Here is a 20,832-nt window from a genome sequence, read left to right on the forward strand (position 1 = left end):
GGCCGCCGAAGCGACCGTCCCCTGTTCAGTTCGGCACCCATGCCTGGTCGGGCTGGACTTACCAGCTCTTGTGCAGGCTCAGGCTGGCGGTACGGCCGGCGCCGTAACCGCAGGAGGTCAGGCTCTGGCAACTGGCGACATAGGTGGTGTCGAGGATGTTCGAGACGTTGAGGGAGACACCCCAATCGTCCTTGTCGTAGCGCAGGCTGGCATCGAACAAAGTGGTGGTCGGCAGCTTGGTGGTGTTGGCATTGTCGGCCCAAGATTCGCCCAGTACGCGGACACCGGCGCCCAGGACCAGGCCCTCAAATGCTTCGTTGAAGGCATATTCGACGCCCAGCGAGGCGGTCAGTTTCGGTACCTGCACCGGGGTCTTGCCGATCAGGGCCGAGGAAACGTCGTTGACGACTTCAGCATCCAGATAGGTCAACGCGCCAAGCACGGCGATCTGGTCGAAATTGAGCTGACCCTCGACCTCGAAGCCCCGCATGTTCACTTCGCCAAGAGCGACCGATCCGGTCAGGGGCCAGGCCAGAGACTGCGCAAAATTCTGGCGGCTGATGTTGAATACCGAGGCGGTGATGATGCCATCGACAAAGTCCGGCTGATACTTCATGCCGGCTTCCCACTGGCTGCCCTTTTCGGTCGGCAGCAGTGTGCCGCTGGCGCTGGTAGCAATGGTCGGGTTGAACGAGGTGGCGTAGCTGACATAAGGCGTCAGGCCATTGTCGAACTCGTAGCCGAGGCCAACTCGGCCCGTGAAGGCGCCTTCGTTCGTCGACGTCTGGACGCGCGACACGTTTGTCAGGTCGATCCCCACCGCATCATAACGACCATTGAAGGTGGCGATCACGCCGCCGTAACGCACCTGATCCTGTGCGTAAAGGCCGAGCTGGCGCAGCTTAATGTCGTCATCCAGATAGGGCGTGCCGATGACGGGATTGGCAATGCCATATCGCGGGTTCAGGACATTGATCGCTGGCACGCGGCCAGACGGGTCATAGTCGGACCATTGCGTCCCGTTGTAATTGACTTGCTTGTAATCGATACCGGCCAGCAGATTGTGTTCGAATTCGCCGGTATTGATCGTGCCGGCAATCTGGTTGTCGACTGTCAGCGTGAGGATATCGGTGCTGTGCTGGAAAGCGACACGATTGAGCTCGTTGGTGGCGGTCAAGTCGCCAAAAGTGTAGAGATACTGCTCATCCAGAGCGACGCCAGCCAGGCGGGCATTCTGCCGGATGGTCCAGGTATCGTCCAGATCGTGCTCAAGCTCATAGCCGACCATGGCCTGCCGACGATCATATGAATCGAAGTTGGGATCGCCGTAGTTGAGGTTGCGCGGAATGCGCACGCCGCCGGGGGCATCCATGGCGGTGCCGACGTAAGGCAGGAAGCCGGTAGAGGTGTGATCCAGGGTACCATTCTGGTACTGGCCATAGACGGTCAGTTCGGTCGCGGCATCCGGGGTCCAGGTGACGCTACCCAGCAATGAGCCCTTGAGATCCCACGCATTCTTGGTTTCCCAGCCACCGCCGGAAACCTTGCCGGTCAGGCGGTAGGCGAGGTCGCCGTCCGCATTGGCATCGCCGACATCAAACCCCGCATAGGCGTTGCCCAGGCTGTTGATGCCCGTTTCGGTATAGCGCAGGCGCTCGCCCGTGGGGCGCTTGCTGACATAATTGATAACGCCACCGACATTGGCACCACCATAAAGGGCCGAGGACGGGCCTTTGAGCACGTCGATGCGCTCAAGCAGGAAGGGCTCCACGAGGAAGGAGCCAAAGCCGAACTGATAGAGCGGCAGACTATCCTGGAAGATACCCGTTTGGTCGGCCTGGAAACCGCGGACCCGGATCCAGTCGAAATCGGCATCGGTGCCATAGGTCGAGGGGTTCACACCGGCAGTGTAGCGCAGCGTCTCATCGGCCTTGGCGCCCGGCAGCTTGTCGAGTTGCTTGCGGCTGATCACCGAAACCGATTGCGGTACGCGGGTGACGGCCACGGCCAGCTTGGAGCCGGCGGTGGTGGAAATGGCCGTGCTGGCCGCGCCATCGGCCTCGACGACGATTTCACCCAGGGCGATCGGCTGGGTCTGGGCGAAGGCGGTGCTGCCGCCCAGAGCCAGCAGGCTCGTGGTGGCCAGCAGCAGGGTGGAGATGGCGCGATGGCGCATCATGGTCATGTCGTGGAGCCCCCAAATGGCACCCGCGCCCCGCTATGGACACGGCAATGAATGGTGAATGAATAGGTGAGTGTTTAACTCAGCTATCGGCTGCTGGTTTGTCGGTCCTTTGGGCGGATTGAACGTTTTTGCGGTCTGTTCACAGGTCCGGCGACTGCTGGCGCAGCCAGGCGGCGGGCGTGGCGCCGACAAACTGCTTGAACACCCGCGTCATGTGCGCCTGATCGGCAAAACCGGTGGCATGGGCGACCTGCACCAGGCTGGCGTCCGGCTGCAGCAGCCGATGCTTGACGCGCTCGATGCGGGCCTTCATCTGCCACTGATGCGGGGCAAGGCCGGTGGAGGCCTTGAAGGCGGAACTGAAATAGGATTGCGACAGGCCCACTAGGTCTGCGAGTTCGGCCAGCTTGATGGCGCGCAGGCAATTGTCCTCGATATGGTCGAGCGCCTGACGCAGGCGGCGTGCCGCCAGCTGGCCCGAGCGGCGCTCGCTGTCGCGGCGCACTTGGAACAGTTCGATGAACAAGGCCAGCGCCAGGCTGTCGCCATAGAGATCGTGCAGACCGGGATTGAGGCATTCGGCGGCGAGCAGCCGCGCCAAAGCCAGGATGCGCTCGTCCTCGAACATCAGTCGCGGCACGCCGAGCCGCCCGGCATCGAGTTCGCCGGCAAAGCGCGCCACCAGCGTGGGAATGTCGAAATGCAGGTCGAGATGGCGCAGGCTGGTATCGGCGACAACATGGGAGCGGGTGCGCAGGCCGGCTGGAATGAAGCTGAGCCGCGCCGGCGGGGCCGGCGCCGTGGCCGGCACGCTATCGATGGTGATGGAGCCGGCATGGGCTTCGTCGAGCACGACAAACAGACGCGGATAGAGCGAGAGATATTCGCCGGCCGCGCCGGGTCGCGCCTCGACCTGCCAGATATCGGCCAGCACGCCCTGCCAGGAGCGGCATTTGGGCACGCCGATCACGGCGAATCCCTCGGTAATTGCATCCATGTTCGGATGAAACATCCCGACACCCCGGCAGCGCAGATTTAAGCTGACTATAATAGTCCTATTTAAGAGTCAAATGACTGGCGATCACGATATGCGCCATCCCCGCCAGGTCCGATTGATGCCGCTGACGGCCGAGCAGTCGGTATGGAAAGGGCGACCGATGGTAATGCAAAAATTTTCTCTTTCCCGCGCCTGCAGCGCAAGTTGGGACCTTTCTAATCACGACTGGATTGATAGGGTTTATGGATCAACCACCCTGGGAGGTTCCGATGAAGCGGACAGCCACGATTGTCGCCTACACTGCCCTCGCTGCCGCACTGGCGCTGGGCTTTTCCGTCACGACACAGGCGCAGGACAAGACGCTGGTCAATGTATCCTATGATCCGACGCGCGAACTCTACCGTGAATTCAACGAGGCCTTCATCACCCATTGGCAGGAGACCAAGGGCGAAAGCGTGGCCATTCAGGTGACGCATGGCGGCTCGGGCTCGCAGGCGCGCACCGTCATCGACGGGCTGGAAGCCGATGTCGTCACCCTGGCCCTGGAGAGCGATATCAACGCCATTGCCGACGCCAACCCGGCCCTGATCCCGGCCGACTGGCGCGGCAGGCTGGACAACAACAGTGCCCCCTATACGTCCACCATCGTGTTCCTGGTGCGCAAGGGCAATCCCAAGAACATCGCCGATTGGGGCGACCTGGTCGACGAAGGCGTCGAGGTCATCACCCCCAATCCCAAGACCTCCGGCGGCGCCCGCTGGAATTTCCTGGCCGCCTGGGGCTGGGCCCTGGCGCAGGACGGGGGTACCGACGAAACCGCCCAGGCCTTTGTGACCGCGCTGTTCCGCCACGTCCCCGTGCTCGACAGCGGGGCGCGCGGCTCCACCACCACTTTCGTGCAGCGCGGCATTGGCGATGTGCTGCTGGCCTGGGAGAACGAGGCCTATCTGGCGCTTGAAGAACTTGGCCCCGATGCCTTCGACATCGTCACACCGACGCTGTCGATCCTAGCCGAGCCACCGGTGGCACTGGTGCCCGGCAATGCCGAGCGCAAGGGCAATCTCGAGGTCGCGCAGGGCTATCTCGACTACCTCTATTCCGATGTCGGCCAAGCCATTGCCGCCAAGAACTACTATCGCCCGTTCCGGCCAGAGGCGGCCGCTGCTGAAGACATTGCGCGCTTCGGCGAATTGAACCTGGTGACCATTGCCGATTTCGGCGGCTGGCGCGAAGCGCAGCCGCGCTTCTTCGGCGATGGCGGCGTATTCGACCAGATCTATTCCAGTTCAACCCAGTAGCCCTCACGCGGCCGGCCTGCGGGCCGGCCGCATTCGTCCGCCAAGACAGCCCCTCTGGAGGAGGCGATGGTCCACTTCTTTGGCATATTCGATCTGGGCAGGCTGGCGCGCCACCGATCCCAGGAGGCGCCGGCCAAAGCCAATTTCTTCGGCGGCATGCCCGACGTAGCCTGGGGTGGCGTGCCGCTGAGCCGGGCCGAACAGGAGGCCTGCTATCTCAATGGCAAGGCGCCCGAGCCAGATATCGAGGTCTTGCCTGGTGACCGCCTCGTTCCGCCCCGATGAGTCGCCTCGCGCTGATCGTGCCGGGCCCCCACTATCGGCCAGCGTAGCGGTCGGCGACAACAGCATCCCAAAGACGCTCGGCCAGATTGGCCTTGCTCATCACGGGCAGATCCTGGGCGGCCCCATCGCGACGCAGCAGCGTTCCGCCATTGGTCGACACCGAAAACCCGGTGCTCGACACCTCGCCCTGCCGGGCCACCGCATTGGCGAAGAGGTAGTCCAGCCGCTTGCCCTCCAGCTTCTTCTGACCGTTGGCCAGAATGTCGTCTGTCTCGGCCGCAAAGCCGAAAAACCACTGGCTGCCGGCAGCCTCGCGCAGCGTGCCGAGCACATCGATCGACGGCACCATGTCGAGCGTCACGGCCGCGCTGGCCCGCTTGAGCTTGCCCTGCTGCGGCTTGGCAACCCGGTAATCCATGACCGCGGCCGTCGCCACCACGCCCTGCACCTGCGGCAGCAGATCAAGCGCGGCGGCGGCCATTTCCTCGGCCGTGTGCACCTCGACCACCGAGAGGCGGGCGGCAGTCCCGGCCGGCGCGACCGGCCGTACGACGCCCTTGTCGATGCCCAGCACGACACTGACTTTGGCGCCATGGCGCAAGGCGGCCTCGGCCATGGCCGCGCCCATGCGGCCGGTCGAATGGTTGGTGATGTAGCGGACCGCATCGATCGGCGTCGTGGTCGGTCCCGCCGTGATGAGGACATGGACGCCGGCGAGCCGGTCGGAATTCTGCTCGGCGAGCTGCGCATTGATCGCGGCGACGATGCTGTCGACGCTGGCCAGCTTGCCGACACCGATTTCCCCGCAGGCCAGGACCCCTGCGGCGGGATCGACAAAGCGCGCGCCGCCGTCCGCCAGGCGGCGCAGGTGGCCCTGCACTACCGGCTTGTTCCACATCACCGTATTCATGGCCGGGGCGATCAGCGCGGGAGCTTCGGTTGCCAGGGCCACCGTCGTCAGCAGGTCATCGGCAAGCCCCAAAGCCAGTTTGGCCAGCGTATTGGCGCTGGCCGGCGCCAGCACGAAGAGATCGGCCCAGCGCGCCAGATCGATATGCTCGGTGCCCGAAATGTCGGCGCCGAAGATGGCGGAACGGACCCGATTGCCGCTGAGCGTCTCGAGCACCAGCGGCGTCACGAACTGGGTGGCGTGCTCGGTCAGGATGCATTTGACCTCATGGCCCTGCTTGGTGAGCTGGGAGACCACGTCGGCCATCTTGTAGGCCGCGATGCTGCCGCTGATGCCGATCAGGATATGGCTAGCCATTGAGTTGTCCATAGCGAAATAGTCCCAGAAGTGTCAGGTCAGGCTGAACATCGAAACGTGGCGACAGGGTGATGAGCCGCATGCAGCCGCCGGTGGCAATCAGCCTGGCGTCGTCCAGCCCGGCATCACGCAACAGCCGGTCGGCCAGGCCTTCGATCAATGCCTCATAGCCTTGCAGTACGCCGCTTTGCAGCTGCGTTTCGGTCGTCTTGCCCACGGCGCTGTCGGGGCGGACCAGCTCGACCGAAAACAGCTTGGCCGCACGGCTCTGCAGCGCCCGCCAGCTGGTATCGAGCCCCGGCACGATGGCGCCGCCGATATAGGCGGGGCGGGCATCGATCAGGCAGAAGGTCGTGGCCGTGCCGGCATCGACAACCAGGAAGGGTGGCTCGACCAGGGTCAGGGCCCCGGCCACATTGGCCAGCCGGTCGGCGCCAAGCTGCTCGGGCAAGGGCAGATCGAGCTCGAAATCCCGCGTTAAGCGCGATGATACCGACAGCACGTCGATGCGCCGTCGCGCCCCGATACAGGCGCCGCGGATGACCTTTTCCAGGGCCGGCACCACGGTGGAGATGATGGCCCGGTCGGCAATGTCCCAGATGCTGGCCGACAGGTCCTCGGCAAAAAGCTGGCGCAGTTGGACCCGATATTCGTCGGCAGTGGTCTGCGGATCGGTGCGGAACCGCCGTTCGGCCACGACGCCGCCTTCGCTGCGGAACAGGCCCGCCACGGTATGGGTATTGCCGACATCCAGCAGCAGCCAGTGTTGCGTCATGAAAATGTACCCCTCAGGTCTGGTCGCGCCACCGGCGTGACCAGGTTGGAACCGGATCGGCCGGCGCAGACTCGGCGAGATAGATCGCGCGTGCCATGGCCCGGCTGAGGCAGACCGCGGCGGCATGCCCGATCCGAAGGATGTCCAGAACCGGATCCCCGACCGGCTTGTCGCGCGTCGAGACGGCAAAGACAAGGTCGCCATCGACCTGGCTGTGCGAGGGGCTGGCCCCGCGCGCAATGCCGTCCTGCGCCGCCACGGCCAGGCGCTTGGCCTGCGCCTTGGTGAGAATGGCGTCGGTCGCCACGATGGCGATGGTGGTATTGGCCATCGGGCCGGCGGGATCGCGCTTGGAACGGGCGGTTTGCTCAAAACTCAGCGGGTCCGGCCGCGGGCCCAGGCCGCCGAATTCGCCATTCGCCTCGAATGGCGCAGCCCAGAAATTGGGCGCATCGCCCATGGTGACGCTGCCGGTGGGATTGGCCACCACCAGGGCGCCGACCATATGGCCACTGGGCAGCAGCAGCGATGCCGAGCCCAGGCCACCCTTGAGATTGGCGGTGAGGGCGCCCGTGCCGGCGCCCGCCGTGCCCAGACAAAAGGCTGCGCCTGCTGAAGCCAGGGCGCGCGCGCCGAGGTCAGGATAGGGATTTGGCCCCCAGTCCTTGCTGCCGCCATTGAGCAGATCAAAGATGATCGCCGCCGGCACGATGGGGATGGTCGCCGTGCCGACGCGAAAGCCCCGCCCGGCCGTGCGCAGGCCGTCCACCACGCCCATGGCAGCATCCAGCCCGAAGGCCGAGCCCCCCGACAGCACCAGGGCATCGATATCCTCGACCAGCCTGTCGGGCGCCAGCAGGTCGGTTTCCCGGGTGCCGGGCGAACCACCCATGATGTCCACCGAAACGAGAAAGGGCCGGTCTGCGGTCAGTACCGTCACCCCGGTCTTGATGCGGTGATCCTGCGCATTGCCCACCTTGAGGCCGGCAATGTCGGTGATCAGGTTGCGTGGTCCAGCAATCAAGAAATCCATCCCCTGCCCTGTGCGGCCCCGATATGGCGCAGCATGCGATTGACGAAGGCCCGTCCGGGTCCGAAGTCGACGCATGGCGGGATCGACGCATCTGGCCGCCAGCCCGCAACAGTATTGCCGGCTGGCGCCCATGGCACAAGGCGCCGCCGCGGTGTCCGGGCATTGGCCAGATGGAGTAGTGAAAGTGTGTGGCGCGCCCTAAGAGATTCGAACTCCTGACCCCCAGATTCGTAGTCTGGTGCTCTATCCAGCTGAGCTAAGGGCGCGCACGGCCGTCTCTTTTCGAAACGGCAATTTCAGGAAGCGGCGAGTTCGCCTGTCTGCCTGAAGCGGCGCAACCCATACAGGGGCGTTTCTGGCTTGGCAAGCGCCGATGACGGTTTTTCTACATGCCCTGGTTTTTCACCAGCAAGGCGTTTGGCAGGAGCAGGTCGAAGCGGGTGCCGACCGGCTGATCGACGAGGCTGAGCTGGCCGCCATGGGCGTCGACGATCTCGCGGGCAATGGCCAGGCCCAGGCCGGTGCCCCCGGCCCGGGCCGAGCCCTCGAAGGCGACAAACAGGTTGTCGCGGGCGCGCGGGGGCAGGCCGGGGCCGTTGTCGGCGACCGACACAATGACGCCCTGGGGACCGGCAAGCATCGAGACTGTGACCATCGGCGCCTCGACCTTGCCCCCAGCCGCCTCGAGCGCCTCGCGGGCGTTCTTGAGCAGGTTGAGCAGGACGCGGCCGAGCTGGCCGGCATCGACCCGCAGCACGAGGCTGTCGGGGATGGCATTGGAAAAGCTGATGGCCGGATGACCGGACAGTCGCGCATCGAAGGCCGCCTCCTCGACCAGCGGCTTGATGGCGGTGGGCGCCAGCACCGGCGGCGCCGAGGTCTCGCGGCCATAATCGAGCACGGACTGGGCAAAGCCGATGGCGCGGTCCAGCGTGGTGACGAGGCGCGGCGCCAGGCGCTGCACCTTGGGATCGTCGAGCGTGGCCACCTGGTCGGACAGCAATTGCGCCGAGGTCAGGGTATTGCGCAGGTCGTGGTTGATCTTGGCAACGGCCAGGCCCAGATCGGCGAGATGGCGGCGCTGGCGCAGCAGGGTGAAAATATCGGTTTCCATGGCCGCCAGCTCGCGCTCGGCGATGCCGATCTCGTCGCGCCGGGCCGAGGGGGTGATGATCAGGCTGCCGTTTTCGGGGGCCTGGCGGAAGGCCAGCATGTTTTCGGTCAGGCGGCGGACCGGGTGGATGAACAGGTAGCTGGCCAGCAGATAGAGCGCCAGGGCGGTCAGCATGGCCAGGGCCAGCGAGATGGCGACGACCTGCTTGGAATAGTCGAGCAGTTCCTGGCGCAGCGGCCGTTCGGGCAGCAGGATTTCCACCATGGTCTGGTCGAGATCGCCGGGGCCGATAATGCGCAGGGTGCGGCCGGGGCCGGCCAAAAGGGTATCGAGCGCGCCCATGATCAGGGTGGGCAGGTCGCGCTGGCGCATGTCGGCGGTGACCACGACCTCGGGCGTCACCGGATCGGCCAGCTCGATGAGCTGGCTCTGGCCTTCGCGGCGATAGACGATGGCATAGGCGCCCGCCGAGGTCAGCAGCCGGTCGGTCAGGCTGCGCGGCAGGGCCATGACATCGGGCACGGCGTCGAGCACGCGGGCCCCCACGACGCCGACGCGCAGGCGGTCATCGAGCCAGTTGGCGCGGAAATTGGCCAGCGAGGGCAGATAGACGACGATTTCGACCAGAAGTATCACCGCGCTGATGGTGGCGATGAGCTTGATCGAGAGGCCGGCAAAGCGGCTGGGCAAGGCGCTGCGGAGAGGTGTCATTGCCCAGTACTATAAGCCAACACGGGTACGGCGTAAGCCCCTGCGACACGCATCTCAGGGCAGCAGGCGGCGCAGGGCGGCCCACCGTCGGGCCCAGGCCGAGGGGGGATGGAGGGCCTGGTATTGCCGGCCGAGATCGACCAGCAGCGCCGCCAGGCTGGCCGGGGGCAGCAGCAGATCGGCCAGGTCGGCAGCAGCGATGCCGCGATCGAGCGCCAAAGCCAGCATGGCGGCCAGTTCGGCGGCGCCGTCGCCCAGAATGGTGCCGCCCAGCAGGCGGCCATCGGCGGCCACCAGCAGGCTGGCGCCGCCCATCAGCGTGCCCGTGGCGCGGGCGGCTTGGGTTTCGCTGGCGCTGGCGCGCAGCAGCAGCTGGCCGGGCCGGATCGGCAGCAGCGCCCCTGCCCCGCCCAGCTGGGCCAAAGCGGGGCTGGTATTGACCAGGCGTGGCAGGCGCTGCGGATCGATGCGCCTGGGCGCTCCGCCGCTGGCACGGGCCAGCACATGGGCGGCCTGGCGCAGCGCATGGGGCGCGTCGAACGCGCCGGCGGCGCCGCCAATGGCGGTGAGGCGGGCAGAAGAGGTCTGACCCTCGGGGGTCACCAGCAGATGGTCGGGGCGCTTGGGGTGGCGCTTGAGCCGAAGGGCGGCCAGCAAAGCGTTATCGAGATCGGGCACGCGGCCGGCCGCCACCAGGATATGGGAGACGTCGAGGGTGGCCAGGCGGCCATCGGCATGGGCCAAGGCGATGCCGGTGCCCTGGCTGCGCGGCAGCACGGCGGTGACGCGCGCGCCCTCAAGGAGGTCGATGCCTTCCTCGCGCAGTGCCCGTACCAGCACGGCCACGGGCTCGGGATCAAAGCCTGGCAAGATCGGCCCCTGCGGCACCAGGGTCACCATCACGCCCAGCCGGGCATGGGCCTGGGCCAGTTCAAGCGCTGCCGCATCGCCGCCGATCACCAGCAAATGGCTGAGCTTGCGTAGATTGGCGAGGATGGTGTCGGCAGTAAAGAACGGCACCTGGTCGAGCCCGGGCAGGTCGGGCAGCAGCGGCAGGCTGCCGGTGGCCAGCACGAAGTGATCGGCGCGCAGGCGGGTATCGCCCACAACGAGCGTGCGCGAATCGGCAAAGCTGGCCGATCCGGTCAGCAGGGTGATACCCTGGGCGAGCAGATGGGCCGGCGCAGCGGCCGGGGCGACAGCTGCGGCCAGCGCGGCAGCCCGCTCGCCGATGGCGCGGAAGCCGGGCTTGGGATCGACCTTGGCCAGGCCCAGCGTCGCGGCGGTGGCCATGGCATGGGCGCGGTTGGCACTGGCGAGAAAGGCGGCGCGCTGCACGGCTGCATTGCTCGTCTCACCCGCAGGCCCGGCGGGCCGCTGGATCAGGATGGGGCTGAGGCCGCGGGCCCGCGCGTTGAGGGCCAGCGTCCGACCGAGCGCGCCGGCACCGATAATGCACAGATCGGCTTTGAGGATTTCGGCCATGTCCGCCAAGGCATAAAGTGCTAGTGGCTGGACTTATGCGGCGCGCCGCACGAGAAAACAACGGGGCATAGAGCGTCAGGAAGTCTCGTCTGGCGCGTTGACTTGGGGTTGAGTTTTCCCTATAGACGCCACCAACCCGCACCGTTGGCGCCCCGCGCTTGATGTGTGTCCGATATTCTTGCTCAAGAGCAGCAATCCAGAGGAACCGCGTCCGCGCGGTTTGATGTCATGAAGCGTACTTATCAGCCGTCGCAGCTCGTGCGTGCCCGCCGTCACGGTTTCCGTGCCCGCATGGCCACCAAGGACGGCCGTGCCATCATCAACAAGCGCCGTCGCGACGGTCGCAAGAAGCTCACGGCCTAAGGCCAACTGGCCGGATGACGGCCATGGCGCCCAAGCCCGATGCCCTGCGTCGGCTGACGAAGCGCTCCCAGTTTCAACGGGCTGCCCGGGGCAATCGCGCCGGGCGCTCTGCGTTTGGGCTGCAGGCGATTGCCGCGCCCGAGCCGGAAGCAGGCATTGGCTTTACCGTCACCAAGAAGACGGGAAATTCCCCCGAACGCAACCGAATTAAACGTCGCCTGCGCGCCGCTGTGACAGCATGTGCGCGTGACTTTGTGCCCGCCCACGATTATGTGCTGGTGGGACGGCGCGAAGCGCTGAGCGAACCCTTTGCCAAGCTGGTTGCCGATCTGGGCGCCTTGATCGTGCGTGTGCACGCACCCAGATCGAATGAACAGCGCAACTCTTCCGGCCGCGGCCCACGGAAACCAAAACAATGACCGATAATCGCAATGTGATCCTGGCCATCGTGCTCAGCATGATCGTGCTGTTCGGCTGGCAGTTCTTCATTGCCGGTCCGCAGCTCGAGCGGGCCCAGCAGCAGGCCCAGATTGCCGCCGAGCAGGCCCAGAGCGAGGCCGCGCTGGCGACGCCAGCCGCCACGGCCATTGCCGCCGGCACGCCGGGCACCGTCGCCGCCGACGGCACCGTATTCTATGCCGACCGCGCCGAGGCAATTTCCGCCAGCGACCGCGTCGAGATCGACACCCCCGACCTGCATGGCTCGATCAACCTGACCGGCGCCCGTCTCGACGACCTCGAGCTCAAGCAGTATCGCGAGACGGTTGATCCGGAATCGCCGATCATCACGCTACTGACCCCTGCCGGCGTCCCCAATGCCTATTTCGCCGAGCAGGGCTTCGTGCCGGCCGCCGGCACCACCGTGGCCGTGCCGGACAGCAAGAGCGTCTGGACGGTCGAGGGCGGCGCCAGCACGCTGACCGCCACGACCCCGGTGACGCTGCGCTGGGACAATGGCGCCGGCCTCGTTTTCCGTCGCACCTTTGCCGTTGACGAATTCTACCTGTTCACCGTCACCCAGTCGGTGATCAACAATGGCAGCGGCGATGTCGCGCTGTTCCCCTATGCCCGCGTCGCCCGCCACGGCACGCCCAAGGTCGCCAACTTCTTCATCCAGCATGAAGGCCCGCATGGCGTGCTGGGCTCGAACAACATGGTGTCCAAGAAATACACCGACATGCAGAATGACCAGCAGGTCCGCTTCGACAATACCAGCGGCTGGCTGGGCTTTTCGGACAAGTACTGGGCCACGGCCGTGCTGCCCAAGCCGGCCACGGCGATCAATGCGCTGTTCTCCTGGAAGAATACCGGCAGCTATGACGACTACCAGACCAGCTTTGTGGAAACCACGCCGCTGGTGGTGGCCGCTGGCGCAACGGCGACGCATGAGAGCTACCTGTTTGCCGGCGCCAAGGAAGAATCGGTCATCAACAGCTACCAGCAGACCTATGGCTTTGACCGGATCGACCTGCTGATCGACTGGGGCTGGTTCGGCTTCCTGACCAAGCCGATGTACTATCTGCTGACCTTCCTCAACGGCATTATCGGCAATTTCGGCGTCGCCGTGCTGGCGGTGACCGTCATCGTCAAGGCCATCTTCTTCCCGCTGGCCAGCCGCTCCTATGCCTCAATGGCCGCCATGCGCCGCGTACAGCCGGAAATGAAGGCCATCCAGGAACGCTTCAAGGATGATCGCCCGGCCCAGCAGCAGGCGATGATGGAGCTGTACAAGACCGAAAAGATCAATCCGCTCAGCGGCTGCTGGCCGGTGCTGATCCAGATCCCGGTCTTCTTTGCGCTCTATACCGTCATCTTCATCAGCCTGGACATGCGCCATGCGCCGTTCTTCGGCTGGATCCAGGATCTGGCGGCGCCAGATCCCACCAATATCTTCACCCTGTTCGGCCTGATCCCCTGGGAACCCACGGCCTTGCCGCTGATCGGCAGCTTCCTGCACCTGGGCATCTGGCCGGTGATCATGGGCATCACCATGTGGGTGCAGATGAAGCTCAACCCGCCGCCACCGGATCCGACCCAGGCGATGATCTTCAACTGGATGCCGGTGATCTTCACCTTCATGCTGGGCACCTTCCCGGCGGGTCTGGTGATCTACTGGGCCTGGAACAATACGCTGTCGGTGACGCAGCAGTGGTTCATCATGAAGCGCCATGGCGTGGAAGTGAACCTGATCGGCAATATCCTGGACGCCTTCCGGCGCAAGCCCAAGGCGGACGAAGCGACCAAGTCCTGATCGCCACGTCCTGATCGCCATCACCGATCAACCATGCTACATGCCCGCCGGGACCCTCCGGCGGGTACCTTGTTTTTGAAGGCCAAGCACGATGACCACTATCGATTACGCCCCTGACATGATCGAACGCGGTCGCCTGCTGTTTGCGCGCCCTTTCCTGTTCGTCAAAGGCTGCGTCAGCATTGCCGACCTGCCCGAGATGGATCGGGTGGAAATCTCCTTTGCCGGGCGCTCCAATGTGGGCAAATCCAGCCTGATCAATGCGCTGGTCGGCATGTCGGGGCTGGCCCGGACGTCCAATACGCCGGGCCGGACGCAGGAGCTCAACATCTTCGAGAGCCAGAGCGAAAACCTGCGCATCGTCGACATGCCCGGCTATGGTTATGCCCGCGCGCCCGAGGACAAGGTGCGGCAGTGGACCAAGCTGATCCACCGCTATCTGGTGGGCCGCGCCACGCTGCGCCGCGTCTATGTGCTGGTTGACGGGCGGCACGGCCCCAAGGACACCGACCTGACGGTGATGAACGAGCTCGACCATGCCGCCGTCAGCTACCAGGTGGTGCTGACCAAGGCCGACAAGCCCAGCAAGGAAGAGCTCGACAAGGTCATCATCGCCACCAAGGCGGCGATCGCCAAGCGGCCGGCGGCCCATCCCCATGTCATCCTGACCTCATCGGTCAAGGGCGACGGCCTGCGCGAGCTGCGCACCGAAATCGCGATGCTGCTCGAGAGCTAGGCGGCTCGAGAGCTGCCTGGCCGGGCGGTGGCGTCGGCGAGGGTGAAGACGTCGACAATGCGGTCGAGTTCGGCGGCCTGAGCCTCGGTCTGCTCGATGGCGGCATTTGTCTCTTCCACCAACGCCGCATTGTGCTGGGTGATCTCATCCATCTGCCGCACCGCGACGGCCACTTCCTCGATGGCCAGGGCCTGGCTCTGGCTGGCGTCGGCAATCTCCCCGATCAGCGTGGCGCTCTGGGTCACCGAGCCATTGAGCGCGACGATGCGCTGGGCAATGTCCATGACCAGTTGCGTGCCGCCGGCCACCTCGCCGGCCGAGACATCGATGAGCTGCTTGATCTCGGCAGAGGCACTGGCAGCGGACTGGGCCAGGCGGCGGACTTCCACCGCCACCACGGCAAAGCCCTTGCCGGCATCGCCCGCCCGGGCGGCTTCCACCGACGCGTTCAGCGCGAGAAGATTGGTCTGGAAGGCGATATCGTCAATCAGGCCGATAATGCTGGAAATCCTCGCCGAGGAGGTGGTGATGGCCGACATGGCGGCAGTGGCCGATTCCATGGCCTTGCCGCTTTCCACCGCGATGGCCGAGGCCGCCGAGACGGCCTGGTTGGCCTCGCGGGCGCGGCTGGCATTGGCGCCGACAGTGCGCGACAGCTGCTCGATGGTGGCCGAGGTTTCTTCCACGGTCGCCGCCTGGCGGGTGGTGCGGTCGGACAGGTCGTTGGCGCCGGCCAGGATTTCCCCGGTGGCGGTCTTGAGGGCGCGCGAGGTGACGCGCAGGTCAGTCACCACGCTGGACAGCTTTTCGGCCACGGCATTGGTATTGTCGCGCAGCTCGGCAAAGGCACCGGTAAAGGCGCCATTGACGCGCGCCGTCAGGTCCGCCCGGGCCAAGGCGGACAGCACCAGGCCGGTGCTGGTCAGGCCCTTGTCGACGGCCTCGAGCAGCGCATTGACCTCGGTGGCCAGCTGGCGGAGCTCGGCCTGCTCATAGGCGACATCGACGCGCCGGCCAAGATCACCTTCCATCACGGCGCGCAGCGTCCCCTGCAGGTCATCGGTCAGCCGGTCGGCCGCCCGCCGGCGCAGGCCGGCTTCGGTCTCGCGCTGGCGTTCGCTCTGCTGCAGGGCCGCCTGTTCCACCAGCGCGGCGCGGAAGGCGCCCAGCGCGTCAAACATGACGGTGAGTTCGTCGCTGACCTTCTGGGGCGGAATGGCCAGATCGGTGCGGCCCGCGGCCAGTTCGCCCGTCAGGGCCACCAGGGTACGGAGCCGGCTTGAGACCACGCGCTGGAACAGGACGAATACCGCCAGGCACCCCGAGGCCGCCGCGGCCCCAGCCAAGACCAGAGGTATAAGGACCGCCATATTGTTCTGCGCCAGCAAGGGGGTGATGGCCATGCCACCAAAGACGACAACCAGAGCCCCGAAACCGAGAAAGGCGGCGACCAGCTTTTGGGTGATGGAGAGCTTATCGAGATTGAACACGCGAGATTCCTGGCGCTATGGGCAGACGAATTCAGAATTGCATCGAATGGGTGGGCCGCCGTTGACCTAGATCAAGGCGGAGCGCCAAGTTTGCGGCATGGCCACCGGCCGGGCCAGGCTCAGCGTTCCTTGAAGAAGCGTCCGATATAGCCGGCAACGTCGGCGCTATGCGATGGCGTGGCCACCGAGGAAATGGCCGAATCAACCAGTTCGTCGGGCGCCTTGCCGCGGCGCAGCTCGGCCAGGGCAATGGTGTAGTCATCGGCAAATTCGGGATGGGGCTGGAAGCTCAGCGCGGCGCCATTGCGATAGGCCAAGCCGGCATGGGGCGTGAAACCGGAGGCCAGGATGACCTCGGCATCGCGCGGCGGGACGAGCACCTGATCCTGATGCGAACAGGCGATAGCCAGCGCGGACGGCGCCTGCGGCATGAAGCCGGGCCGGGCCGTGACTTCATAGGTATGGCGCCCCAGGCCCCAGCCCTTGGGCGACTTGCGCACGTCCCCGCCCAGGGCGTCGGCCATGATCTGGTGGCCAAAGCAGATGCCCAGCAGCGGCGTGCGCTGCTGATAGCCCTGGCGGATGAAATCGCGCAGCGGCTCAAGCCAGGGCAGATCGTCATAGACGCCGGCGGCCGAGCCGGTGATCACCACGCCTTCCAGGCGCGCCGGCTCGGGAAGGGGCTCGCCCTCGGCGACGTTGATCGTCTCGTAGCTGAAGCCCTGCCCGGTCTGGTCGAACATGGCTTCGAACATCTTGCGATAGGGCACGAAGCGGCTGCGCAGCGGCAGCGGCACTTCGCCGGTCTGGAGAATGGTGAGTTTCATGCTGCCCGATATACGCGCGGCGACCGGCGCGCGGAAGCCGGGCGCGCCGATTTTTCTCGCCTTGCCCCTCCCTTGGCGAGGGGAGGGCGCCACCGTGTCAGGCGGCGATGAAGTTCAGCGATACGCCATTGATGCAGTAGCGCAGGCCGGTGGGCTCGGGACCATCATCAAACACATGGCCCTGGTGGCCGCCGCAATTGGAGCAGTGCACTTCGGTGCGGGTCATGAACAGCGACGTGTCCTCGGTGGTGCCCAGGGCGCCATCGATGAAAGTATAAAAGCTCGGCCAGCCGGTGCCGCTGTCGAACTTGGTGTCAGAGGCGAACAGGGGCTGGGCGCAGCCGGCGCAGACAAAGGTGCCGGCGCGGTGCTCGTCATTGAGCGGGGAGCTATAGGGCCGCTCGGTGCCCTCGTGGCGCAGCACGTCATAGGCGGCGGGCTCGAGCCTGGCCTGCCATTCGGCGTCGGTCAGCTTGAAGGGGAAATCGCCCTCGGCCGCCTGGGTGGTGCCCATGGGGCGCAGGCCGACAAAGGCGGCGACAGCGGCGAGGGCCGAGCCACCCAGCAGCAGATTGCGACGATCGATAGCCATGGTCCTTCTCCTTGAGCAGATTGCCCCGCGCCCGGGACCGCAGGAGGGAATGCGGGCGGCGGCGCGGGGCTTGGTTGACGGCCAGTATAGGGTCCCGGGCAGGGGCATGGCACGTCAAGTTGTGGTGAGAGGCGGCAAACAAGTCGCCTCTCTTAGGTGGCCATTCGCAATGGCCGCCCTTGTGGTTACATGGCCGACTTTGGCGTCAGCACGGCGTCGATCACGTGGATCACGCCATTGGACTGGATCACGTCGGCAATGGTGACATTGGCAACGGTGCCGTTCTCGTCGGTCACGGTGACCTTGCCATCGGCAGCCTTGAGGGTCAGCTTGCAGCCGCCCACGGTGTCGACAACATGCTCGCCGCCATCGGCTTCAACCATGCCGACGATGTCGGTGGAGAGGGCCTTGGCCGGGATGACGTGGCAGGCCAGGATGGTGGCCAGCGTGTCCTTGTTTTCTGGCAGCAGCAGCGTGTCGACGGTGCCGGCTGGCAGGGCGTCAAAAGCGGCATTGACGGGGGCCAGAACGGTGAACGGACCTTCGCCCGACAGCGTCTCGACCAGGCCGGCAGCCTGAACGGCGGCAACCAGGGTGGTGTGGTCGGCCGAGTTCACGGCGTTTTCGACAATGTTCTTGTCAGCGAACATGGCGGCGCCGCCAACCATTGGATTGTCCTGGGCCATCGCGCCGCCGATCGAGGCGGCGGAGATCATGGCAGCGACGGTGAGTGCACGGAGAGAGAAGTTCATGGGGTCGTTCCTTCCTGTATCTTGTTCCCGTTGTTCGGCTGGGACATGTGAAGGAACGGGGGCGTTTCAGCTTAAGTTTCAGATTGTTTCGCCGTCGCGAAAAATAGTGCGAAGATTTTTGCGGGGCGTGAAATTGGTTGTTTCACAACGACTTACGAAAACTGTCGCCACCCGTTTCAGGGTGGCGACAGTGTTTTGGCCAGGCTTTTTATATTTGCGATTGCGGTGATCCGGAACGGCTAGATCTTCGTAACGGCACCCTTGGCGACGATCGGGCCATGCGGATTGCCATCGGGCGAGCCGCCCTTTTGCTCAAGGGTAATGGCGAGCACCGAACCTTCGCCCCAGCCTTCCATGACCTCGGGGGCAATGGACACGGCGCTGCGTTCATTGACCGGGATGACGCCCATGGAGATCGGGTTATTGCCGCCCTGGATGGCCCAGAGTTCGAAATCCTTGTCCGGTACGGCTTCACCCGACAGGGCGGTGAGCCGGACATTGCCGCTGCCATCATAGAGGGCGACGAACTTGACCGGACTGCCCTCTTCCTCGAGCGCGGCCACCAGCTGGGTGGTGAGGCTGGAGACATCGGCGGCGGGCTGCAGCAGGTTGAAACCGACCGCCGCCACGGCGACTGCCAGGGCCCCGGCGGCAATGCCGCGCCAGACCATCAGGCTGTCCCAGAAGCTTGCCATCGGCCGTGACCGCACGACATCGCCAAAGGCGCGGGCCTCGATGGCGGCATAGATATGGCCGGGCACGGGGGTTTCTTCATATTCCTGGTTGAGCGCGGCAAAGCGCGAGACCCAGAAGTCCCGTTCCGCCCGCAGGTTCTGGTCATCCTCAATCAGGCGGCCGATACGCTCATGGTCGCTGGCCGAGAGCAGACCCAGGACATACTCGGCCACCAAGGCGTTGCGGCCCTCAAAGTCTTCGCCGAAATCATCACTGGTGCTCATGCGCTCAGGCAATCTTTCAGTTTGATGAGACTCCGGCGCAGCCAGGTCCGCATCGTGTTCAAAGGCACGGTATAGCGCGTCGCCAGCTCCTCGTAGCTATAGCCATCGAGATAGGCACCGCGCACCGCGTCGGCACGTTCGGGATCGAGCGTGCCCAGGCAGGTCTCGATCTGGCGTCGCTCCTGACTCTCCTGGGTCGCCCGCTCCGGAGAGGGGCCGGCGTCAGGAATTTCAAGCGCCACATCGATATCGTCGGACGGTGGACGACGGGCTCTCAGAATGTCGAGTGAATGATTGCGTGCGACGGCAACCAGCCAGCTTATCGGGCTGGTCGTACCGGCGACGTAACGGTCGGCACGCTGCCAAACCTTCACGAAAACTTCCTGGAGAGCCTCCTCGGCCTCCGAACGGTCTTTCAAGATACGCAGGGTAACGCCAAAGAGTTTCGCGCTGGTGCGTTCGTAGAGAACACGGAAAGCGGCGCGATCCCGCAGGGCGCAGCGGGCAATCAGGTCGGCGATGTCCTGGGACGGTGTGTCAATCATGGGCATAGGTTTAGCCTGCCTCCCCGGTTATGCCTATCCCGCCCGGGCCGGGTTACAGGATTAGCGGTACGATAACGCGCTGAGGGCACAAACGGATCAGTGCCAAAAGCGCAGAAGCGGCTTTTCCTTTGCGCCCCGATGCTCTATTCCCGGTGCGGACATTTTCACGCCGTTTGACCAATTGATTGGGTCTGCCTATGTCCGATAAAGCCGCCGAGACCGACCGGTTCAGCCACGATGCCGGTATTCTCGCCCAGGCCCTGCCCTATATGCAGCGCTATGAGGGCAAGACCGTCGTCGTCAAGTACGGCGGCCATGCCATGGGCGACGCCAAGCTCGGCCAGGCCTTTGCCCGCGACATCGCCCTGCTCAAGCAATCCAAGGTCAATCCGATCGTGGTGCATGGTGGCGGGCCGCAGATCGCGCTGATGCTGAAGAATCTGGGCATCGAATCCAAGTTCGAGGGCGGGTTGCGGGTCACCGACAAGCGGACCATGGAAGTGGTCGAGATGGTGCTGGCCGGCTCGATAAACAAGGAAATCGTGGCGCTGATCAATGCCGAAGGCGAATGGGCCATTGGCCTGTGCGGCAAGGACGGCAACATGGTCTTTGCCAAGCGGGCGGAAAAGACCGTCAAGGATCCCGGCTCCAATATCGAGCGGGTGCTGGACCTGGGCTTTGTCGGCGAGCCGGTGGAAGTCGACCGTACGCTGCTTGACCTGCTGGCCCGCTCCGAGCTGATTCCGGTGATTGCGCCGGTGGCGCCGGGCCGCGACGGCAATACCTACAATATCAATGCCGATACCTTTGCCGGTGCCATTGCCGGCTCGCTGGGCGCCAAGCGCCTGCTGTTCCTGACCGACGTGCCCGGCGTACTCGACAAGTCCGGCACGCTGATCCCAGAGCTCAGCGTGCGCGAGGCCAAGGAGCTGATTGCCGACGGCACGATTTCGGGTGGCATGATCCCCAAGGTGGAAACCTGCTTTGCCGCGCTCGAAGACGGCGTCGAGGGCGTGGTTATCCTCAATGGCAAGCAGCCGCATGTGGTGCTGGTGGAACTGTTCACCGAATTCGGTGCCGGCACGCTGATCGTCCGCTAGGCTTGATCCCACCGCAAACGAAAAGGCCGCCATTGCTGGCGGCCTTTTGCTTTGGCGAAACGGCGCG

At 65.0% G+C, this 20,832-nt stretch carries 20 protein-coding genes and 1 tRNA gene; 7 read left to right on the plus strand and 14 right to left on the minus strand.

Annotation, left to right across the window (positions count from 1 at the left end; all coding sequences use genetic code 11):
* Positions 1–58: 58 nt before the first annotated feature.
* Entirely contained in the window at positions 59–2,185 is a 2,127-nt protein-coding gene (locus tag AC4NN3_RS14200; protein ID WP_491927739.1) for a TonB-dependent siderophore receptor, read from the minus strand.
* Between the two features lie 139 nt (positions 2,186–2,324).
* Positions 2,325–3,182: a helix-turn-helix domain-containing protein gene (locus tag AC4NN3_RS14205; protein WP_491927740.1), complete on the minus strand. Its 858-nt coding sequence runs from the start codon at positions 3,180–3,182 to the stop codon at positions 2,325–2,327.
* Between the two features lie 269 nt (positions 3,183–3,451).
* Here AC4NN3_RS14205 and AC4NN3_RS14210 point away from each other — a divergent pair, with 269 nt between their 5' ends.
* Both AC4NN3_RS14210 and AC4NN3_RS14215 read left to right on the plus strand, forming a co-directional pair.
* The gene (locus AC4NN3_RS14210) at positions 3,452–4,480 is read left to right on the plus strand and encodes a sulfate ABC transporter substrate-binding protein (protein ID WP_491927741.1); all 1,029 of its coding nucleotides are present in this window, start codon (positions 3,452–3,454) and stop codon (positions 4,478–4,480) included.
* A gap of 66 nt (positions 4,481–4,546) precedes the next feature.
* A complete protein-coding gene (locus AC4NN3_RS14215; RefSeq protein WP_491927742.1) occupies positions 4,547–4,765 on the plus strand; it encodes a hypothetical protein in 219 nt (72 codons plus the stop codon).
* A 31-nt stretch (positions 4,766–4,796) separates the two neighbouring features.
* Here the strand turns inward: AC4NN3_RS14215 and coaBC are convergent, their stop codons facing one another.
* The 6 genes from coaBC to AC4NN3_RS14245 all read right to left on the minus strand — a co-directional run bounded on the left by coaBC (position 4,797) and on the right by AC4NN3_RS14245 (position 11,150).
* Positions 4,797–6,032, minus strand: a complete 1,236-nt coding sequence (gene coaBC, locus AC4NN3_RS14220; RefSeq protein WP_491927743.1) for a bifunctional phosphopantothenoylcysteine decarboxylase/phosphopantothenate--cysteine ligase CoaBC — start codon at positions 6,030–6,032, stop codon at positions 4,797–4,799.
* Positions 6,025–6,807: a type III pantothenate kinase gene (locus tag AC4NN3_RS14225; protein ID WP_491927744.1), complete on the minus strand. Its 783-nt coding sequence runs from the start codon at positions 6,805–6,807 to the stop codon at positions 6,025–6,027. The genes coaBC and AC4NN3_RS14225 overlap by 8 nt, the downstream gene beginning before the upstream one ends.
* 13 nt (positions 6,808–6,820) lie before the next feature.
* Positions 6,821–7,840 carry a P1 family peptidase gene (locus AC4NN3_RS14230; protein WP_491927745.1) on the minus strand — a complete coding sequence of 340 codons (1,020 nt, stop codon included), beginning with the start codon at positions 7,838–7,840 and terminating at the stop codon, positions 6,821–6,823.
* 189 nt (positions 7,841–8,029) lie between these two features.
* Positions 8,030–8,106, minus strand: a tRNA-Arg gene (locus AC4NN3_RS14235).
* 119 nt (positions 8,107–8,225) lie between these two features.
* Positions 8,226–9,665 (minus strand): ATP-binding protein, encoded by a 1,440-nt coding sequence (locus AC4NN3_RS14240; RefSeq protein WP_491927746.1) that lies wholly within the window; start codon positions 9,663–9,665, stop codon positions 8,226–8,228.
* A 54-nt stretch (positions 9,666–9,719) separates the two neighbouring features.
* Complete coding sequence (locus tag AC4NN3_RS14245) at positions 9,720–11,150, minus strand: FAD-dependent oxidoreductase (RefSeq protein WP_491927875.1); 1,431 nt, start codon at positions 11,148–11,150, stop codon at positions 9,720–9,722.
* Between the two features lie 228 nt (positions 11,151–11,378).
* Between AC4NN3_RS14245 and rpmH the strand changes: the two genes are divergently transcribed.
* From rpmH to yihA, 4 genes are all read left to right on the plus strand, one after another.
* On the plus strand, positions 11,379–11,513 hold the full coding sequence (rpmH, locus tag AC4NN3_RS14250) for a 50S ribosomal protein L34 (RefSeq protein WP_046136922.1): 135 nt from the start codon (positions 11,379–11,381) through the stop codon (positions 11,511–11,513).
* Positions 11,514–11,536: 23 nt separating this feature from the next.
* A complete protein-coding gene (rnpA, locus tag AC4NN3_RS14255) occupies positions 11,537–11,932 on the plus strand; it encodes a ribonuclease P protein component (RefSeq protein WP_491927747.1) in 396 nt (131 codons plus the stop codon).
* The gene (yidC, locus tag AC4NN3_RS14260) at positions 11,929–13,764 is read left to right on the plus strand and encodes a membrane protein insertase YidC (RefSeq protein ID WP_491927748.1); all 1,836 of its coding nucleotides are present in this window, start codon (positions 11,929–11,931) and stop codon (positions 13,762–13,764) included. The genes rnpA and yidC overlap by 4 nt, the downstream gene beginning before the upstream one ends.
* Before the next feature lie 91 nt (positions 13,765–13,855).
* Positions 13,856–14,500: a ribosome biogenesis GTP-binding protein YihA/YsxC gene (gene yihA / locus AC4NN3_RS14265; protein WP_193337187.1), complete on the plus strand. Its 645-nt coding sequence runs from the start codon at positions 13,856–13,858 to the stop codon at positions 14,498–14,500.
* Here the strand turns inward: yihA and AC4NN3_RS14270 are convergent.
* The 6 genes from AC4NN3_RS14270 to AC4NN3_RS14295 all read right to left on the minus strand — a co-directional run bounded on the left by AC4NN3_RS14270 (position 14,497) and on the right by AC4NN3_RS14295 (position 19,665).
* Positions 14,497–15,990 (minus strand): methyl-accepting chemotaxis protein, encoded by a 1,494-nt coding sequence (locus tag AC4NN3_RS14270; RefSeq protein WP_491927749.1) that lies wholly within the window; start codon positions 15,988–15,990, stop codon positions 14,497–14,499. The two genes, yihA and AC4NN3_RS14270, sit on opposite strands and share 4 nt — an antisense overlap.
* 119 nt (positions 15,991–16,109) lie before the next feature.
* Entirely contained in the window at positions 16,110–16,817 is a 708-nt protein-coding gene (locus tag AC4NN3_RS14275) for a glutamine amidotransferase-related protein (protein ID WP_491927750.1), read from the minus strand.
* A gap of 97 nt (positions 16,818–16,914) precedes the next feature.
* A complete protein-coding gene (msrB, locus tag AC4NN3_RS14280; protein WP_491927751.1) occupies positions 16,915–17,409 on the minus strand; it encodes a peptide-methionine (R)-S-oxide reductase MsrB in 495 nt (164 codons plus the stop codon).
* A 185-nt stretch (positions 17,410–17,594) separates the two neighbouring features.
* Positions 17,595–18,125 (minus strand): fasciclin domain-containing protein, encoded by a 531-nt coding sequence (locus AC4NN3_RS14285; RefSeq protein ID WP_491927876.1) that lies wholly within the window; start codon positions 18,123–18,125, stop codon positions 17,595–17,597.
* A gap of 275 nt (positions 18,126–18,400) precedes the next feature.
* The gene (locus AC4NN3_RS14290; RefSeq protein WP_491927752.1) at positions 18,401–19,120 is read right to left on the minus strand and encodes an anti-sigma factor; all 720 of its coding nucleotides are present in this window, start codon (positions 19,118–19,120) and stop codon (positions 18,401–18,403) included.
* A complete protein-coding gene (locus AC4NN3_RS14295) occupies positions 19,117–19,665 on the minus strand; it encodes a sigma-70 family RNA polymerase sigma factor (RefSeq protein WP_491927877.1) in 549 nt (182 codons plus the stop codon). The genes AC4NN3_RS14290 and AC4NN3_RS14295 overlap by 4 nt, the downstream gene beginning before the upstream one ends.
* A gap of 197 nt (positions 19,666–19,862) precedes the next feature.
* Here AC4NN3_RS14295 and argB point away from each other — a divergent pair, with 197 nt between their 5' ends.
* Positions 19,863–20,765 carry an acetylglutamate kinase gene (gene argB / locus AC4NN3_RS14300; protein ID WP_193337194.1) on the plus strand — a complete coding sequence of 301 codons (903 nt, stop codon included), beginning with the start codon at positions 19,863–19,865 and terminating at the stop codon, positions 20,763–20,765.
* Positions 20,766–20,832 lie beyond the last annotated feature (67 nt).

The organism is Devosia sp. MDV22-iso42 (assembly GCF_058629155.1).

Bases quoted from the DNA above. Each gene is read 5' to 3' on its own strand.
- AC4NN3_RS14200 (WP_491927739.1), bottom strand. From the start codon at position 2,185: ATGACCATGATGCGCCATCGCGCCATCTCCACCCTGCTGCTGGCCACC.
- AC4NN3_RS14205 (WP_491927740.1), bottom strand. From the start codon at position 3,182: ATGGATGCAATTACCGAGGGATTCGCCGTGATCGGCGTGCCCAAATGC.
- AC4NN3_RS14210 (WP_491927741.1), top strand. From the start codon at position 3,452: ATGAAGCGGACAGCCACGATTGTCGCCTACACTGCCCTCGCTGCCGCA.
- AC4NN3_RS14215 (WP_491927742.1), top strand. From the start codon at position 4,547: ATGGTCCACTTCTTTGGCATATTCGATCTGGGCAGGCTGGCGCGCCAC.
- coaBC (WP_491927743.1), bottom strand. From the start codon at position 6,032: ATGGCTAGCCATATCCTGATCGGCATCAGCGGCAGCATCGCGGCCTAC.
- AC4NN3_RS14225 (WP_491927744.1), bottom strand. From the start codon at position 6,807: ATGACGCAACACTGGCTGCTGCTGGATGTCGGCAATACCCATACCGTG.
- AC4NN3_RS14230 (WP_491927745.1), bottom strand. From the start codon at position 7,840: ATGGATTTCTTGATTGCTGGACCACGCAACCTGATCACCGACATTGCC.
- AC4NN3_RS14240 (WP_491927746.1), bottom strand. From the start codon at position 9,665: ATGACACCTCTCCGCAGCGCCTTGCCCAGCCGCTTTGCCGGCCTCTCG.
- AC4NN3_RS14245 (WP_491927875.1), bottom strand. From the start codon at position 11,150: ATGGCCGAAATCCTCAAAGCCGATCTGTGCATTATCGGTGCCGGCGCG.
- rpmH (WP_046136922.1), top strand. From the start codon at position 11,379: ATGAAGCGTACTTATCAGCCGTCGCAGCTCGTGCGTGCCCGCCGTCAC.
- rnpA (WP_491927747.1), top strand. From the start codon at position 11,537: ATGGCGCCCAAGCCCGATGCCCTGCGTCGGCTGACGAAGCGCTCCCAG.
- yidC (WP_491927748.1), top strand. From the start codon at position 11,929: ATGACCGATAATCGCAATGTGATCCTGGCCATCGTGCTCAGCATGATC.
- yihA (WP_193337187.1), top strand. From the start codon at position 13,856: ATGACCACTATCGATTACGCCCCTGACATGATCGAACGCGGTCGCCTG.
- AC4NN3_RS14275 (WP_491927750.1), bottom strand. From the start codon at position 16,817: ATGAAACTCACCATTCTCCAGACCGGCGAAGTGCCGCTGCCGCTGCGC.
- msrB (WP_491927751.1), bottom strand. From the start codon at position 17,409: ATGGCTATCGATCGTCGCAATCTGCTGCTGGGTGGCTCGGCCCTCGCC.
- AC4NN3_RS14285 (WP_491927876.1), bottom strand. From the start codon at position 18,125: ATGATCTCCGCCGCCTCGATCGGCGGCGCGATGGCCCAGGACAATCCA.
- AC4NN3_RS14290 (WP_491927752.1), bottom strand. From the start codon at position 19,120: ATGAGCACCAGTGATGATTTCGGCGAAGACTTTGAGGGCCGCAACGCC.
- AC4NN3_RS14295 (WP_491927877.1), bottom strand. From the start codon at position 19,665: ATGATTGACACACCGTCCCAGGACATCGCCGACCTGATTGCCCGCTGC.
- argB (WP_193337194.1), top strand. From the start codon at position 19,863: ATGTCCGATAAAGCCGCCGAGACCGACCGGTTCAGCCACGATGCCGGT.